This window comes from Desulfovibrio sp. (assembly GCF_047607245.1).
Lineage (GTDB): Bacteria > Desulfobacterota > Desulfovibrionia > Desulfovibrionales > Desulfovibrionaceae > Desulfovibrio.
The window spans coordinates 1-16413 of the sequence record NZ_JASGDK010000138.1; the positions used below are offsets into that span (position 1 = coordinate 1).

The following is a 16413-nucleotide window of genomic DNA, read 5'->3' on the forward strand; positions in this document are numbered from 1 at the left end:
GGGGCCGCACGCTTGCGGCAGCCGCACGACGACTTCTATGCCCGAAATGTATCATTTGATTATAGGCTTTTTTTTACTTCAGGTAAAGTGTGAACACGTCACGGGTGGATCAGGCTCAAACATATGTAACAATTTCAGACATGCCAGGCGGCTGGCATCAGGGGGCTTTGAAGAGAAGTCATTTTGCCGGATCTGGTTAAAGCAAAATTCATCCTGTGCAAAAGTAAAACAGGTTGTATGTGCCTTGTGACCATAATGGGCAACATTGCCGCATTATTTGCACGTTGGGGCAGGTGACGGGCAACCCGCCAAAACAAAAGGACGCCCTTGCGGGCGTCCTTTCGCGTTGTGACTGCGGCGTCCTTACATGGTGGAACCAGAGGCGGCACGCTGCATCTTGACTTCGACTTTTTCGGTCAGGCTGGAGTAGTACTCACGCAGGATGGTAAGCACTTCTTCGCGGCCGAAGTGATCCGGCACTTCCGCGCCTTCGGAAAGCATCTTGCGGAGTTTGGTGCCAGACAGGATGACGCGATCTTCCTTGCCGTGCGGGCAGGTGCGCATGCTGGCCATGCCGTCGCACTTTTTGCAGTAGAAGGTCCAGTCGATATTCAGGGGGTCGCAGAGCAGGCGTTTGCCAGCTTCGGCGGAGACAGGAATCTTGCGGAAGATTTCCTGAGCTTCAAACATACCGTAGAAGTCGCCCACGCCAGCGTGGTCACGGCCAACCAGCAGGTTGTTGATGCCGTAGTTCTGGCGGAAGGTGGCGTGCAGCAGGGCTTCACGAGGACCAGCGTAACGCATGTCCAGGGGGTAGCCAGCCTGGATGACGAAGTCTTTCACGAAGTACTTGTCGACCAGGGTGTCGATGCAGCGCACGCGCACTTCAGCAGGAATGTCGCCGGGCTTCAGGGAACCCACCAGGGAGTGGATGACCACGCCGTCGCACACTTCCACGCCGATCTTGGCAAGGTATTCGTGCGAGCGGTGCATGGGGTTGCGCAGCTGCAGGGCGGCAACCTTCTGCCAGCCGCGTTCGTCCATCTTGGCGCGCAGCTGGGCGGGGGTCATGTACACGCCGGGGAACTTTTCAGGGAATTCACCCTGAGAAAGCACTTTGACGGAGCCAGCGATGTTGAATTCTTTCTGAGCCAGAACCATTTTCACGCCGGGGTGGTCTTCAGGAGCCACTTCCCAGAACTTTTCAGAGTCGGGGCCTTCGCCTTTGAAGACCAGTTCGCATTCCATTTTCTTGTCGGCTTCAGTCATTTCATAGACTTCTTCGACCTTCATGGTGGCCATGATTTCGCCCTTACGGACCAGAGCCACTTCGTCGCCAGCCTTGACGGTCTTGGCTTCGTCAGCGGAGATGTCCAGGGTCACAGGCACGGGCCAGAAGGTGCCGTCGGTGAGAGTCATTTTCTCGCACACGCTCTTCCAGTTGGCCTTGTTCATGAAGCCGTTCAGAGGCGAAAAGCCGCCAATGCCCATCATGATAAGGTCGCCCTTAGCGCGGGAAGAAATCTCGATCTGCTTGAGGCCTGCAGCCTTTTTCTTTTCGTCTTCCAAGGCCTTACCTTCGAGCAGGCAACAGACCAGACCCTTACCGCCGTGAGGAGCTACCAATTTGGACATCGCGAAATCCTCCGTGTTTTGGTTATGACAGCCTCCCACCGTGGCATCACGTTGACCGGAATGGGGAGGGCTTCTTTCAAAAACCATCTTGTGAATAATCTAACAAAAAGTCAACTACCTCTTGCAAATTTTCCTGACAACGTCAGCAAAAATATACGAAAAGACGTTGAACCCCGCCAGAAAACCTAAATACCATCTTACGACATGTTTTTAAAAAAGAGAAGCCCCCTCGCTGGAAAAAACGCGCAAATCTCCTTTGCGGGCGTTCGGGCTAACGTGTGCGTGAAGTGCTGATATTCTTGTAAATTTTTTTGGAATTTTGATGTGAAAAAATGAAAATATTTCATAACATACTTAAATTGTAACAAAATATTCACATTGCAAGCATGTGTTGATAGTCTGAATGGGGATTGAAAGTTGATTGTTACTGGAGGTGTTGCACCTCGCAATTTTAGCGATGGCGCTTTTTTTCGCAATCTCCCATTTTGAATAGGCGCGCAAATTTAGAATAGCTACTATCCGAGCCTTCAACGGGCAGGCAAAACACAGGCCTGCATTGTTCAGAAGAGCAGAGGCTTGGGAGTGGCAGCGGGGAAAGTGCGCGAAGTGGGAGGCAGGTTGCGCGATGCACAGAAGCGGGATGGTTTGCGCCATAGGTTGGGGCTGAACTCTATTGAAGAAAATCGGTTACAGGCAGGATGCTGGATCTGATTATATTTTGGGGAGATGGCTACGACAAACGGCGTTTCTAGGGATGCGACCGAGCTAGTTGATAGCGCCAATTCTGATCGAGGTAGGTTCTGGGCTAGGTCCGGCGCTCTGGGGCAGGGTGAGGTTGCGACAGGCTAGTGGCTGAACTGGTGGGAGCGAAGGGGATCGGACCAGGTTGCACAAAGCTGCAGTGGGGCGAGGCCCGTAGTGCAAGGCCAGTTCGAAACAAGGCGTGAATATTGGGGAAGGTGCAAATGCGCGCGTGCCGCGTTTGACAAAACAAAGGCCGGAACCTGTGTGGTTCCGGCCAAGCAGTGCAGATCAGGCAGTTCTGGGCAGCAACTGGCAGCCGCAGGTTACGCCTGAACTCATAATAGAAATGTCTAGAAGGGCACTTCGTCCATATTGGACGCTTCAGAAGGGAAGGCGGGACCGAGGTCTTCATCCATACCCCGACGGCCACCCTGGCCTCCACCCTGCGCCTGCTGGCGCGGGGCTCCACCCTGGCCCCCACGCGGGGCGTTGCCACGGGGAGCTGCAGAAGGTGCGCCATAGTCTTCATCAAAACTGCGGCCGCCGCCCTCACGAGGGGCATCGCCCTTGCGTTCCAGAAACTGAACACGTTGCGCCTTGATTTCAGTGGTGTAGCGGTCCTGACCCTGCTGGTCCTGCCACTTGCGGGTTTGCAGGCTGCCTTCCACAAAAACCAGACTGCCCTTGGTGAGATAGTTGGCGCAGTTTTCTGCCTGACGCTGAAAAACAGACACACGGTGCCATTCGGTGCGGTCAACCTTGTTGCCGTCACGGTCGGTATAGGATTCGTCTGTAGCGATATTGAGGCTGGCCACGGGCGAACCGCTCTGAGTGTAGCGCAACTCGGGGTCACGGCCCAGGCGGCCAATAATCATAACTTTATTCAGCATGCGAATGCTCTCCGATGATATACTGCTGTGTTCCGGATCTGTCAGGCCACAAAAGCCTTTTCCAGATTATCCAGCACGTCTTCAAGTTTGTCACTTAAAATGTTGGCCTCACGGGGCTGCCAGTCTGCCAGCGCATTTTCCAGCGCCTGCTTGATGCGGGCTGCCTCTTCAATGCCGGGCCCCATCGCCTTGCGCCTGGCCTCGGACCAGGGCAGAAACTGCAGGCCGTCACTCAGGGCGCGCACCATCTCGAGAACACCGTGCTTCTCGTGTTTGATAGGAACGCTGAAGGCCAGTTCCGTCAACTTGGGCCACAGTTTTTCGAGCAGGTCTTCGTTCCAGGTCACGGCAGTGACACGTATCTGCAAGGCGTTGCCCATAATGGTTCTCCGCGTTGATTGACTGGCCGAAAGAGAGGGCCTTCTATTCCTTTTCCGTCCACTCCGTCTGCACACGCATGATGACGTCCTGAATGGCAGGCAACTGGTCTTTGGGGCACACACCCAGAAGCGGAGCCCCGGCGTCCATGTTGTCATTGATCTTGAAGTAGACAGCGTAAATGACGCCTTCAGGCCCGGAGTAGTTGAGAGGCACTTCGCGCTTCATGCGTGACATGATGAGCAGTTCCATGCCGTCGCGTACGGCTACTGACTGAGCGTCAGCAGCGCGGATTTTTTTGTCCACTTCAGGCGTGAAGTAGTACTTGGCGCGTTCAGGCGCACAGAACAGGTGCAGGGTTTTTTGCAGAATGATGCTCTGCACCTCATCCTTTGTCAGCATATGGCGCAGCACGGCAAGCGGAGTTCCGGCCTCGACAAACTGGCCTTCAAGTTCGCTATGTATCGTGCTCACCTCACCCTTTTCAGAGGCGCAGATAGACTTGGGATTGCGTTCGCGTTCCAGCGTGGCAATAAGAGTGCCGGGCTTTTCCTTCCACTGGCCCTGGGGACCAAATGTTTTGTCGCCCTGCTTGAGCCCCGCAAAAGTAACCTGCCCCGTATGCGGAGTACGGATAACGATTTCGCGGTAAGGAGAGGCTTTAATTTCGTCCAGCAACGAAGATATATTGATCATGCTTGGTCCGTAATATGCTTGGCGCGTGTGCCGCCGGAGCGGCACGGGCGTTTGGGTTCTTTAATGTCTGCCCCACAGGGCGCACGTTACTTTGTGTACTGACATCTCTGCATAATCCGTCCGCCAGCGGGCCGGAAAGTCACCCTCTGGGGTTCCCTGCTAAGAGCGGCAGGGAGCCATACCGTATCCAGAATCCATCGCCGCCCCTACAGGCAGTGCAAACTCCTGCCACCGATGGTGAGCAGAGCGCGGCAGGTCTTAGGCCCGCAGGGCCTTAGAGATGGCGACAGTAATTGGTTACGCATCAGTACCACTACAATACCGCCTACCGATAGTACAGGTTTCTGCCACCGATGGTGAGCAGAGCGCGGCAGGTCTTAGGGCCGCAGGGCCTTAGAGATGGCGACAGTAATTGGTTACGCATCAGTACCACTACAACACCGCCTACCGATAATACAGATTCCTGCCACCGATGGTGAGCAGAGCCTGCTTCAAGTTGGCACGTACCTGCCTTCTGTCCCATATGCCCTGAATATGCCCGCGTGACAAGGCGCGGTAGGAGCGATGGTACTTGGGCGGAATGTCCATACCCGTGGTTTCTTTGATAACGCCAGGGCCGGCAAAGCCGATATTGGACGAGCGCACGGCGAACTGGTAGGGCGAGCAGCCGAGGAAGCTGGCCACTGGTCCGGCGAAGGAGTTGGTGTCGTAGAGCACCATATACAGTCCGCCGGATTCGATATAGCGGCGCACTGCCACCGTGCAACGCGGCATCTGTATGACGCCGTGGGTTCCTTCCTGAATACGAATGCCAGCCGTGCCGTGCACATAGGCCAGGAACGGATACCGCTTCTTGGCTGCGCGCTGGGCGGCTTCCACAAACTTGTAGCCCTCGGCAGCGCCGACGGAACCACCGCGGAAGGTGCCCATAAGCATGGCCACCACCATCTTGGTGTTGTCTATGCGGGCCTCAAAGGTCATGCAGCCGCTCTTGGCCCCGGTCTTTTTTTGCGCTGCGCTGACGCGGTCATTGAAATCGGGGAAGTCCAGAGGATTGCCCGCTTCAATTTCGCTGTTGAACTCAAAAACAGAACCGGGATCAAAGACGTTCTTCACGTACCATTCCGGCTCCATAGGAAAGTGGTAGCCGCAATGGCTGCACACACCCGCAAACTCGGCAAAGAGGTCCGGTCCCCAAAGGTCGAGGCAGCCGTAAGAAGCGCTGTTGGGGCAGGTGACCGCGCGGTCTGTCTTGTAACGCGGTGATATATAGTTCCACTTGAGGCGGCGCGAATCGTCGGCCCAGGTGGAAAGGGCCATGAGTTCCTTGGCCTTGCTGTCCTGTTTGCTGGGCAACTTGCGGGTGAGCTTGTGCCAGGGAGCCAGCAGGCGGCCCTTGAACACTTCCCATTCGTTGTCCATTTCTTCCATAAAGGTGCGGATGCGCCTCTGGTGCTTACGGTAGAAATCGTACTTGAAGCTTACCCAGGGTTTGGAAATCCAGTCCCAGGTTGCGACGGCCAGTTTGGTGATGAAGGGTCTGCGGTCGCGAGCGGCCTGACGCGAAAGACGCAGGAACTTCTGCTGGCGTTTTTCACGCAGGCAGTCCTTGGCCTTGGATGAAAGCCCCCAGCGGGTGTGCATTTCGTCCAGGTTGGCGTCGGGCTTGCGCAGGCGAGACAGGGCCAATCCCTTGAAGATGGGCATCTTGCGGGTAGAAACCACCACTTCGTCGGTTGCACGGATGACTTCCTGCCGCAGGCTGCGGAAGAAATCAAAGTGCCAGGGGCGTGCGCCCAGCGGGGGTTCCTGCACGATGCGGTCAATGTAGCCGAACTTGAAGTTGTCCTGCGCGGTGATCTTGAGGTTCTGGGCGCAGTGTTCAATAAGTTCGGGCGCGGCACGTTCCCCGGATTTGAGACGGCCTTCAATGGCAGCGGCCCCTTCGGGAGAAATAACCGAATAGTACCCGTGCGAAAGCATGAGCCGCTTGTCGGCAAGGCCAATGGCTTCTGCACCGCCCGATCCGCCTTCGGAGATCACGGCAATGACGGGAACCCGCAGGCCAGCCATGCTGTAGATATTGCGGGCGATCTGCTGGGCAGCGCCCGGGTAGTCCTCAATGGGATACGAACCGGGCGTGAAGATATAGGCATGAATTGGAATGCCCTCGGTTTCGGCCACGCGCATATACTGTTGCGCCTTGGCGTTGCCCCAGGGTTTGACCGAGCCGCCGTTGCGGAATTCCGCGCCGTGGCCTTTTTCCTGCCCGATGACCATGACAGACTGGGTGTAGGTTTTCTTGCCGCGGCGTCTGGTTATGACGGCACGGGCAATAAGCATGCTGGGGTCAAGGCTGTGCTCGTCCTGCCCGCCCACCTCGGTAAAGTTGTCGTAGACGTTTTCCAGAATATCGCGCAGGCAGATGCGCTGCGGGTGGCGTACAATGCGAACTTTGTCCATGGGGGTGATGCTGCCTTCAAGGCGGCGTTCCACATAGCTGAAAAGGTCTTCTACCGTGGCCAGTTCGGCATAGGGATCTTCAACTTCCCCAGCACGAACGCGCGTCGCAAAAGAGGTGAGCTTTTCTTCCAGCAATTGCGCATTGTCTTTATGCTTGCCTGCAAAAATATCCACCAGATAGCTAAGCCTGTCGCGCAGGCTCTGGATGCGTTTTTCTATGTTATTATCCATAACTCGCGTATGCCGCTAAACGGGTTTTTTAAGATAGTTTGAGTAGGACGGGTGCAGGGCAGCCAAGGGGTTGTTGCCAAGCATGCGGTCTTTTACGGCCAGCACTAAGGATTTATCCATGTTATTTTCCTTCCGGTCAAAAGCGGAGAATCCGCCCGGTATTCGCCGCTAAAAAATTAACGTTGGATTTTAACCCTTCGCCCGCGCCATTGTGTCCTTCAAGGCGCAGGTCGTTCAAAAATTCAAGGCCGCGGGCCTTGGCTTCTTCCAGATCTTTGCCCCAAATAATGGCAAGCGCCAGGTTCGGGTCAAATTCCGTCGGAATTTCATACGGTTCGTCAGTAGGAACATGCGTGAGCATGGTCAGCCAGGGCTGAGCCTTCCAGTGGAAGCTTTCAATGCGGCCCACCCAGGGGGTGAAGTTGGTGTCGGGATCTTCAGCGATAAGGCGGTACTCGATGCCAACACCGTCAAAGGTTATGTCCTCTTGATTGTAGCCAAGGGGTTCACCCAGACCGATGCGTATCTGTTCAGCAATAATGTTCACATCTCCCTGGCCTTTGACCTTGGAAATGCGGGCTGAAACGCCATTTTCCACCTGGATGCGGGTGTTGACTTCCATCAGGAAAGGCTCGCCCTTGCGGGTTACAATCCATTCCCAGGTGCCCACGTTGTCGTAGCCGACCTTGCGGGCCATCGTCAGGGAATAATGAACAATATCCTTGAGAACCTTGCCCGCGTCAAAAGTGTATTTCAGTTCGTCGGGCACAAAGCCGGGGGCGACTTCAATACGTTTCTGCAATCCTGTGGACTGGATGGAGCAGTTACGGGTGCCGAAGTGTACGGGGTTCGTTCCTGTGCGGTCGGAAACCACCTGTACTTCCAGGTGGTTGAAGTCGGTGATGCGCTGCTCGATCAGCACGCCTTCGTCCTTGAACTGCCGCAGCGCGTAGCTGCGTATGCGGCGGTAGACAGAGCGGAACTGGTCAGGATCGTACACTTCTTCAATGCCCATGCCGCCGCCGCCAGCCGACGCCTTGACCAGAACAAGAGGTCTGCTGATGCCTTGCTGTGCCTGGAACTCAAAGATGCTTTTGGCAATGCGCTCGGCTTCCATTTCATCATAAATGGGCCGGTCTGAACCCGGCACCGTGGGTACGCCAAGGCTTCGCGCGAGACGTTTGGTGTTGATCTTGTCGCCAAGCTCGCGAATGATTTTCCACGAGGGGCCTATGAAGATGAGTTTACGGTCGCGTTTGGCAACGCGGCGGGCAAAACGGTAGTCTTCAGCAAAGAACCCGTAGCCGGGGTGTACGGCTGTGCAGCCAGCTTCATCAGCCACAGACATGAGTTCGTTGGCATCGTGGTATGAAGAAACGCGAAAAAGGCTTTTTTCGCCCCCTTCTTCCCGCGCCATGCGCACATGACCCGAAGCGGCGTCTTCAGCCGTGAATATGGCTGTAAAGGCCACGCCAAGCTTGCGGCAGGCCTTCATGATGCGCATGGCGATTTCGCCGCGGTTGGCTACCAGAATTTTATGCTTTTGCAGGGGAATGATTTCCTGAGCTTTGTCCAAGCCTGTCTCCGTATGCGGCGCCGAGAAGGCGCAAATAGTTGTTGTCTGTTCGTTCCTGTGCTGCTGCGTGTGCCGCGAACAGCCGGGTTCAGCTCAAACCGCTGGTTTGTCCTTGTGGGACAGGGCCGGGCGGGATATACAGAGTTTGTATCGAATTAGTATACGCACTTTCCGTGTGAAAATCCACACGCACTGTCACAGTGCAGGTGGAAAAAAGCGCGCACCCGCCGTGGCTATTGTGTTGCGGCCATTTGTACGACCAAAATCAGGAGGGATAATATGCAAAATCCGCAGGAAGTCCAGTCCGTGGCAGCGGCCCTGCGTAAGGCTCTGGCGGCATCTGCCTGTACATTTTCGCAGCCTGCGGGAATGCGCAAAATATCCTGTAGTGCAGCTGGCGTTGTAGAAAATGATGCCTCGCCCATTGGTCTTATATTGGGAACCGGCCTTTCAGGGCTGGCTGACAGGCTTGCGGAGCGGGTGGCCATACCTTACTCAGATTTGCCCGGTTTTCCAGAGTCTAGTGTGGATTCGCATGTGGGAGCGTTTGTTTGTGGGCGCTTTCCCGCTTCATGTGGCGAAGACGACGATACGCAAGGACGGCCTGTGCTGATCCAGCAGGGGCGGTGCCACCTCTACGAGGGGCGCACCCCGGCCGAAGTATGCATGGGCGTGCGCGTTATGGCGGCGATGGGCGTAAAAACGCTTATCATCACCAATGCGGCCGGAGCTCTTAACCCCACCTTTGACGCCGGGTCCGTAATGTGCATGACGGACTTTATTAACCACACTGGGCATTCCCCCTTGGTGGGCTGTAACTGCGACCCGTGGGGACAGCGTTTTCCTGATATGAGCATGCCCTTTGATGCGGAACTGCGGTCTTTGGCTATGGAAACCGCCGCCAAAATGGGGTTGCGGCTTGAGCGCGGCGTGTACATCGGCGTGCGCGGGCCGGAAATGGAAACCCCGGCAGAGACACGCATGTACCGCCAGTGGGGTGCGGACGCTGTGGGCATGAGCACGGTGCTTGAAGTCATTGCGGCACGTCATTTGGGCATGCGCGTGCTTGGTCTTTCCTGTTTATCTAATAAAAATTTGCCAGACTGTATGACCCCGGCTCCCTTGGAAGAAATCATTCTTGTAGCTGCTCAGGCGGGTAAAAATCTGGGTCGCCTCATACGGGCAATGGTGACAAAACTTTGAAAAATGCGTACAAGCGCTGCCCGGACACTATTTTTTTCTACCAAAAGGCAATCGCCCCATGCAGCACAATGACTCACTTCGCAATGTCGCCATTATAGCTCACGTTGACCACGGCAAGACCACACTTGTGGACGCTCTTTTCAAGCAGGGCGGCGTTCTTCGCGCTGGTCAGCAACTTGATGACCGCGTCATGGATAATATGGACCTGGAGCGCGAACGCGGCATCACCATTGCCGCCAAGAACTGCGCGGTCTCGTGGAACGGCGTCAAGATCAACATTATTGACACGCCCGGCCATGCCGACTTTGGCGGTGAAGTGGAGCGCTCGCTCTCTATGACCACTGGCGCCATTCTGCTGGTGGACGCTTCTGAAGGGCCTTTGCCCCAGACCCGCTTTGTGCTGCGTAAAACCCTGGAAGCCGGCCTGCCCGTGGTTGTGGTCATCAACAAGATCGACCGCAAGGACGCCCGCCCCCAGGAAGTGCTCAACGAAGTCTATGACCTGTTCATCGACCTTGACGCCAGCGAGGCGCAGCTGGAATTTCCGGTTCTTTACGCCATTGGCCGTCAGGGCGTGGCCATGAACAATATCGACGACGAGCAGAAAGACCTGTCGCCGCTGTTTGAAGCCATTTTGAAGCACATCAATGGCCCGCAGCATGACCCCGAGCAGCCTTTCCAGATGCTTGTGGCCGACCTTGACTATTCCGATTATCTTGGTCGTCTGGCTGTGGGCCGCATCATGCACGGGCATGTGCAGAGCAAGGAATCCCTTGCCTGCATTGGTGAAGACGGACAGCCCCGCCCCCTGCGCGCCACCAAGCTTCAGGTGTACGACGGCCTGCAACTGGCCGAAGTGGAAACGGCTCAGCCCGGCGATATTGTCGTGCTGGCGGGCATTGAAGATGTCACCATTGGCGACACCATCTGCACACGCGACAATCCGCGTGCTCTGCCGCGCATTCGCGTGGACGAACCCACCGTGGCCATGCGTTTCGGCATCAATACCTCGCCCCTGGCTGGACGCGAAGGCAAGCTGGTTCAGAGCCGCGCCATTCATGACCGCCTAGCCAAAGAAATCCTGCGCAACGTGTCCGTGCGTGTTGAAGACACCACAGATCGCGACGCTTTTCTGGTCAAGGGTCGCGGTGAATTTCAGATGGCCATTCTTATTGAAACTATGCGCCGCGAAGGCTTTGAACTTTCCGTGGGCCGCCCCGAAGTCATCCTGCAAAAGGATGAAAACGGCAAAATCCTTGAGCCCATCGAACGTCTCTATGTGGACTGCGATGAAAACTTTATGGGCGTGGTTACTGAAAAGCTGGCTCAGCGCAAAGGCCGCATGGTCAACTGCATCAACAACGGCACAGGCCGTGTACGCCTGGAGTTCAGCGTGCCCGCGCGTGGCCTTATTGGTTACCGCGACGAGTTTCTTACAGACACCAAGGGCACAGGCATAATGAACTCCTACCTTGACGGCTACGAAGAATGGCGCGGCGACTTCCCCACGCGCTACACCGGATCCATTGTGGCTGACAGGACTGGCAATGCCGTGGCTTATGGCCTTTACAACCTTGAGCCGCGCGGTGTGCTTTTTGTGGAACCGGGTGACCCCGTATACGAAGGCATGATTGTGGGCGAGCACAACCGTGACAACGACATCGACGTCAATGCCACCAAGGAAAAAAAGCTCACCAACATGCGCGCTTCCGGCAAGGATGAAAACGTTACTCTGACGCCTGTGAGAAAAATGACTCTGGAACATGCCCTGCACTTTGTGCGTGAAGACGAACTGGTGGAAGTTACCCCCCTTTCCATCCGTTTGCGCAAGTCCGAGCTGTCTGCCCAAAAGCGGTACCAGTCTGCTGGTAAACGCAAAGGCAGCTAATATTCAAATGTCTTCTGCCCCTTTGGCGGCAGAGGGCAAAATCCATTTTGTGGTTGATTTCTGCGCAGAGCAGATGAGCATCTAGATGTTCATCTGCTCTGCGCGGATATAGTGAAAACCTTGCCACGAAATGCATTAACTTGAAGCAACCCGCCCCCGCGGGTGAGAAACAGCGACAGCGGTATTGGTGCGGCAATCCGCGCGGTGGCGACAAGCGCTTTACCGCGGGTTGCCGCTTTTTGTTGTGAATACGTTTTCATAACGTAACCCTGCTATTGTGCTCCGGGTGTGAGCGAGGTGCTGCATGCTGTGCGATCTGGACGCCTATACAAAATCCGCTGTTGAAAAGCTGGCTCCCTTCATGCCCGAAATCGGGCGCTGCCGCACGGTGTTTGCGCAGCTTGAGCGGCAGTGGACCTGGATAGCCCTTACAGGAAAAATCAACTGCAATGCCATAGCTTCCACGTTGTTCGATTTCATTTTTAAAACGCGCGACACCTTTGGGCTTCTGCGCCACGATCTGACTGGCATGCTGGCGGAAAAACTGCTCGAAAAAGCAGTGCGCGAGATGTCGCCCGTGGCCCAGGTGGTTATGGACATCATCAAGCGCAATCTTTACGAACGCACGGCGGATGTCAGCTTTCTGGCCACTGACGGAGAGATTATACGCTTCCTTCAGGAAGGGGCCGGCGATGTGCCCGGCATGCGCGCCCGGCTGCAAGCCTACCGCACCAAATATAGCGTGTACCGTGATATTCTTGTGCTTGATCCGCAGGGGCGTGTGCGTGTGCAGCTGGACGCCGCCAGACCCGTAAGCGCCTCGCACGATCCGCTCATCGGGCAGACGCTGGCTTCAGAGGACTTCGTTGAAGCGTTCCGTCCCACAGACCTTTCGCCAGACGGTAACGCGGCGCTTGTCTATTCGCATGCGATACGTGCCGAAGGCACAGCGGCTCCGTTGGGGGTGCTGTGCCTTGTTTTTGATATGGAAGGGGAAGCCGCCGACCTTTTTTCTGGTATGGCCCGTTTTGCCCGTGATATGGCTGTGCTGCTGCTGGACGAGAGTGGAAAAGCCTTTGCCAGCAGCAACGCGATACAGGCGCCCGTGGGCCGTGTGTACGACTGCGACAGCGCTACAAGTTTTTCCATAACCGGGTTTGGCGGCAAAACTTCTTTGGCAGTTTCGCGCCCGTCAGAGGGCTACCAGGGGTATACAGGGCAGCCGTGGCGCGCGCAGGTGCTCCGCAGCGCGCAAAGCGCCTTTGCGGACAGGCCCACAGATGGGCTGGATGCAGAACTGGTGCGCCGCGAGGCGGACTTTTCCGCGCAGCTGACCAGCATTGAAGAACAGGCCAGCGACGTTATGGGCGATCTGACTCTGGCGGCGCTCAACGGGCAGATCATGGCCGCCCGCCAGAGCGGCAATGCCAGGGAGGAGGAGCGGCATGCCGCCCAGGCCTTGCCTCCCATTTTGGACGCAGTGCGGAAAATGTGTGTGGAAATGGAGCGTGAATTCCACCGTTTCACCAATGGTCTGCTGAACACTGTGACAGCCTCGCGCCTTAACGACGCCTCGTTTCTTGCTTCCATCACCGTTGAAATTATGGACCGCAACCTCTACGAGCGTGCCAACGACTGCCGCTGGTGGGCGCTGACGCCTGATTTTCGCAAAATCTTGTCGCAGCCGTCTGTCAGCAGAGGCGACCTGGCCCGGCTTGAGAGTGTGCTGGAATATATCAACAGTTACTACACAGTGTATTCCAATCTTTTTCTGTACAATGCGCACGGCGTTATAGTGGCCTGTTCCCGGCCGTCAGAGCGTGCCCGCTATGGGGAGCAGATAAGTGAAGATTATGTGCGCCGCACTCTGGCGCTTACGGATTCCAACGACTTTGCCGTTTCACCCTTCCGCGTTACAGAGCTTTACCGTCCGGACGGTGAGGCCCGTCCTTCTTACATATACAGTGCGCCAGTGCTCCCGCCCGAAGGCGGGCCAGCGGTTGGCGGCATTGGTATTGTCTTTGATTCTCTGCCCCAGTTCGCGGGCATGCTGGACGACACGTTGCCCAGAGACTGCGCTGGAGCGGTGTTGAAAGGGGCAGCGGGATTTTTTGTTGAGGCCGGGGGTGTTGTTGTGGCTTCCAGCGCGCCCGACATGACGCCGGGTGAAAGCTATCGATTGCCCGACGACTGGCTTGCGTTGGGGCAGGGAGAGTGCGCCTCACGTCTGGAATCTGTTGACGGTGTTCTCTATGCCGTGGGCTGCGCTTGTTCACGCGGTTACCGGGAATACAAGCGCGACGGGCGCTACGCCAATGACGTGCTGTGCGTTATGCGTTTGCCGATCTAGGGCAACGTTAGTTTGAATCGCCGGAGCATCTTTATTTTGAGGTGCTCCGGCATCTGCATGAGCAGACGCGCACTGGGGAGGCGTAGGCACCGTTTCAGCCCCTGTTGCAATGCAAGTCTGTTCGAACCGTGATGGGTTAACTTGGCGAAGCAGGACCGCAACGCTACGGATGCTTCCTGCATCGCGAACTGTCGGGATGGGCGTACTGCAGTTTATATGGCCGTTTACGCGCTATAACGGGTGTTTCTGAAGCTTTGAGGATTCATATCCTCAAAGCTTTTTTTGTTCTAACGCGGCCAGAATTTTATCCAAAATAGTTCTAGTGCTGCCGCCATTCCATATGCAGCAAGGGGTAGGGGCGGCCCTGCCCGTCCACGGGGGAGCGGCCTGTCACCGCAAAGCCCATGCGTTCGTAAAAGGCCAGGCCTGAGGGGTTTTGTTCATTGACATCAAGTGTCAGTGTCGCACCTTCTGCAATGGCCCGCCTTTGCGTAAGAGCAAGAAGCGCCTTGCCTATGCCGTGGCCGAAAAATTCCGGTTCCACAAAGAGCATTTCTATCTGCGGCCAGTTGAAGCCCATAAAGCCCACTGGATGGGGCAAATGTGCAGATGGCTCTGCGTCTTCAGAGGCTGTCGCACTGTCTTTGTCCGGCGTAGCGGCGTCTGTCATTTCAGGGAGGGACTGCCCATATTCTGCCAGCCACAATTCTTCCACTCCGGGCAGGTATTCTTGCAGCAGGGCGGTGTAAAGCTCATCCACAGCCAAGGGGGTGAGAAAGTGGTGCGTTGCCAACACGCTGCGCTTCCAAAGGTCAGCAAGAGCGGCATGGTCCGTTGCCAGGGCGGGGCGTAAAAGCAGCGTCGCGCCTGCGGGAGTGGATGTATGGGGGGGTGATTTCATGTTTTTCTGTTTGAAAATATAGCAAAACTGGTGCGTTGATTTTTTATTTAGTCACTGATCAACACTGAAATACTGTACATTTCAAAGCTATCATCAACATAGTACTGCAATTTTACTAAATACATGCCGCGTTACGGCGTACGACACTTTCGGATAGCGCTATAATAGTTTATGGTTAAATGATTAACCAATTTTCGGGCCGGGCTAGCTGTCTGGAACGCTGTTTATTGTGTTGCCCGGTAGGCTCAAACTGTGCACCGTGATGGCGTATAAAAGATCTCTAGTAGTTGTATTTCCAGCGAATGCCGCCCCAGGTATTTTGTTGTTCCGAGCGCAGCTCAAGGCTGGTGCGAGGCGTGATTTCAAGCTGAATGATAAAGGCTGTGCTGCCTTGTTTCATGCCTTGCTGCACACCTATGTAGATAATGTCTGTAATGTACTTGCCCATTTCCACCGAAGTGCCTGCCCCCATGCTTTCATCGCCGGACTGGTCCCCGGAGTTCTGGCCCGAAGCAGAATTCAGACGAAGCACATCGACGCCCAGAGCCTTGCGGGTCATGTCAAAAATGCCCCCCTCGCTGGACCCGAAGCCAGCCAATTGGGCCACTGCTCCGGCAAGCCGCAGGTTTTCCAGCCGCCCCAGTTCATTGGTGCTTTTGCCAAAAAGAATCTGAGCCAGAATTTCGTCTCTGGGCAGTTCCGGTTCGCTGCTCAGGGACAGCTTCATTTTGCGCACTGTGCCCGAGATGGTCACATAGGAAGTGAGGTTGGGGGTCTCGTTGGAAAGTTTGATGTCCAGCAGTGGGTTACTCAGCGCGCCCCCGGCAAAGGTAATGGTGCCGCGTGACAGTTTGAATATCTTGGTTAAAAAGTCAAAGCTGCCTTTGACTGCTGTTACCTGCCCCGTGACTTGCGGGTCTTCTGGCGTGCCGGAGATCAGAATGTCGGCCTTCCATTCGCTGGTAAGTCCATGCCCTTCCACAATAAAGCGGCCAGGAATCACAATGTTCAGGTTCAGGCTGCCCTGTGCGGCGGGTTTTTCAGGCGCGGCAACTTGAGATGCTTGCGAAACGGCAGGGGTTTCACTGATGGGCAGGGTCGTGACGCTGCCGCCCACAGCCAGCTTGTTAAGCTGTACAAGTCCCTGATTGACGATGATTTTTCCGTCCACATGCGGGGCAGCCGCGCTGCCGGTTACTCCTGCTTCGCCAGAAAGTTCTATGCGAATGTCACGGCGGCTCAAGGGGCGCAAATGGTCTATGGTGGTTTTGATGTCCAGTTTGCTGCCGTCAAGATTGGCAAATCCCGCCACACGCAGCTTGCCGCCAAGACCGCCTGATGCGTCCAGTTCAAGCCGGGCAATGCCGGGCAGGCCACCCTGCTTTTTGCCGGAGTTGCCTCCACGGCCTTCTTCAAGGTTAAGGCGCAGATTGATATTGGTCAGCAGCACGCCTTGCA

Annotated in this window: 11 protein-coding genes; 3 read left to right on the plus strand and 8 right to left on the minus strand. The window is 55.8% G+C overall.

Going from position 1 to position 16413, the window contains the following annotated elements:
• Nucleotides 1-363: 363 nt before the first annotated feature.
• The 6 genes from sat to QM579_RS10975 all read right to left on the minus strand — a co-directional run bounded on the left by sat (nt 364) and on the right by QM579_RS10975 (nt 8613).
• A complete protein-coding gene (gene sat, locus QM579_RS10950) occupies nt 364-1635 on the minus strand; it encodes a sulfate adenylyltransferase (protein WP_414999182.1) in 1272 nt (423 codons plus the stop codon).
• Between the two features lie 1094 nt (nt 1636-2729).
• Nucleotides 2730-3269 carry a single-stranded DNA-binding protein gene (locus QM579_RS10955; protein ID WP_183718442.1) on the minus strand — a complete coding sequence of 180 codons (540 nt, stop codon included), beginning with the start codon at nt 3267-3269 and terminating at the stop codon, nt 2730-2732.
• A gap of 41 nt (nt 3270-3310) precedes the next feature.
• Complete coding sequence (locus QM579_RS10960) at nt 3311-3649, minus strand: hypothetical protein (protein ID WP_183718443.1); 339 nt, start codon at nt 3647-3649, stop codon at nt 3311-3313.
• 43 nt (nt 3650-3692) lie between these two features.
• Nucleotides 3693-4343 carry a biotin attachment protein gene (locus tag QM579_RS10965; RefSeq protein ID WP_414999183.1) on the minus strand — a complete coding sequence of 217 codons (651 nt, stop codon included), beginning with the start codon at nt 4341-4343 and terminating at the stop codon, nt 3693-3695.
• A 444-nt stretch (nt 4344-4787) separates the two neighbouring features.
• On the minus strand, nt 4788-7037 hold the full coding sequence (locus QM579_RS10970; protein WP_414999184.1) for an acetyl-CoA carboxylase carboxyl transferase subunit alpha/beta: 2250 nt from the start codon (nt 7035-7037) through the stop codon (nt 4788-4790).
• A 136-nt stretch (nt 7038-7173) separates the two neighbouring features.
• Nucleotides 7174-8613: a biotin carboxylase N-terminal domain-containing protein gene (locus QM579_RS10975; protein ID WP_414999185.1), complete on the minus strand. Its 1440-nt coding sequence runs from the start codon at nt 8611-8613 to the stop codon at nt 7174-7176.
• 279 nt (nt 8614-8892) lie between these two features.
• Between QM579_RS10975 and QM579_RS10980 the strand changes: the two genes are divergently transcribed.
• The 3 genes from QM579_RS10980 (at nt 8893) to QM579_RS10990 (ending at nt 14054) form a co-directional block, all read left to right on the plus strand.
• Entirely contained in the window at nt 8893-9816 is a 924-nt protein-coding gene (locus QM579_RS10980) for a purine-nucleoside phosphorylase (protein ID WP_414999186.1), read from the plus strand.
• A gap of 58 nt (nt 9817-9874) precedes the next feature.
• A complete protein-coding gene (typA, locus tag QM579_RS10985; protein ID WP_414999187.1) occupies nt 9875-11704 on the plus strand; it encodes a translational GTPase TypA in 1830 nt (609 codons plus the stop codon).
• Nucleotides 11705-12008: 304 nt separating this feature from the next.
• Nucleotides 12009-14054: a cache domain-containing protein gene (locus tag QM579_RS10990; protein WP_414999188.1), complete on the plus strand. Its 2046-nt coding sequence runs from the start codon at nt 12009-12011 to the stop codon at nt 14052-14054.
• 319 nt (nt 14055-14373) lie between these two features.
• On the opposite strand, the gene QM579_RS10995 is transcribed toward QM579_RS10990, so the two are convergent.
• Entirely contained in the window at nt 14374-14955 is a 582-nt protein-coding gene (locus QM579_RS10995; protein ID WP_414999189.1) for a GNAT family N-acetyltransferase, read from the minus strand.
• A 280-nt stretch (nt 14956-15235) separates the two neighbouring features.
• The coding region (locus QM579_RS11000) for a translocation/assembly module TamB domain-containing protein (protein ID WP_414999190.1) at nt 15236-16413 on the minus strand (1178 nt) is incomplete at its 5' end.

Bases quoted from the DNA above. Each gene is read 5' to 3' on its own strand.
- QM579_RS10955 (WP_183718442.1), bottom strand. From the start codon at position 3,269: ATGCTGAATAAAGTTATGATTATTGGCCGCCTGGGCCGTGACCCCGAG.
- QM579_RS10990 (WP_414999188.1), top strand. From the start codon at position 12,009: ATGCTGTGCGATCTGGACGCCTATACAAAATCCGCTGTTGAAAAGCTG.
- sat (WP_414999182.1), bottom strand. From the start codon at position 1,635: ATGTCCAAATTGGTAGCTCCTCACGGCGGTAAGGGTCTGGTCTGTTGC.
- QM579_RS10995 (WP_414999189.1), bottom strand. From the start codon at position 14,955: ATGAAATCACCCCCCCATACATCCACTCCCGCAGGCGCGACGCTGCTT.
- QM579_RS10960 (WP_183718443.1), bottom strand. From the start codon at position 3,649: ATGGGCAACGCCTTGCAGATACGTGTCACTGCCGTGACCTGGAACGAA.
- QM579_RS10970 (WP_414999184.1), bottom strand. From the start codon at position 7,037: ATGGATAATAACATAGAAAAACGCATCCAGAGCCTGCGCGACAGGCTT.
- typA (WP_414999187.1), top strand. From the start codon at position 9,875: ATGCAGCACAATGACTCACTTCGCAATGTCGCCATTATAGCTCACGTT.
- QM579_RS10980 (WP_414999186.1), top strand. From the start codon at position 8,893: ATGCAAAATCCGCAGGAAGTCCAGTCCGTGGCAGCGGCCCTGCGTAAG.
- QM579_RS10965 (WP_414999183.1), bottom strand. From the start codon at position 4,343: ATGATCAATATATCTTCGTTGCTGGACGAAATTAAAGCCTCTCCTTAC.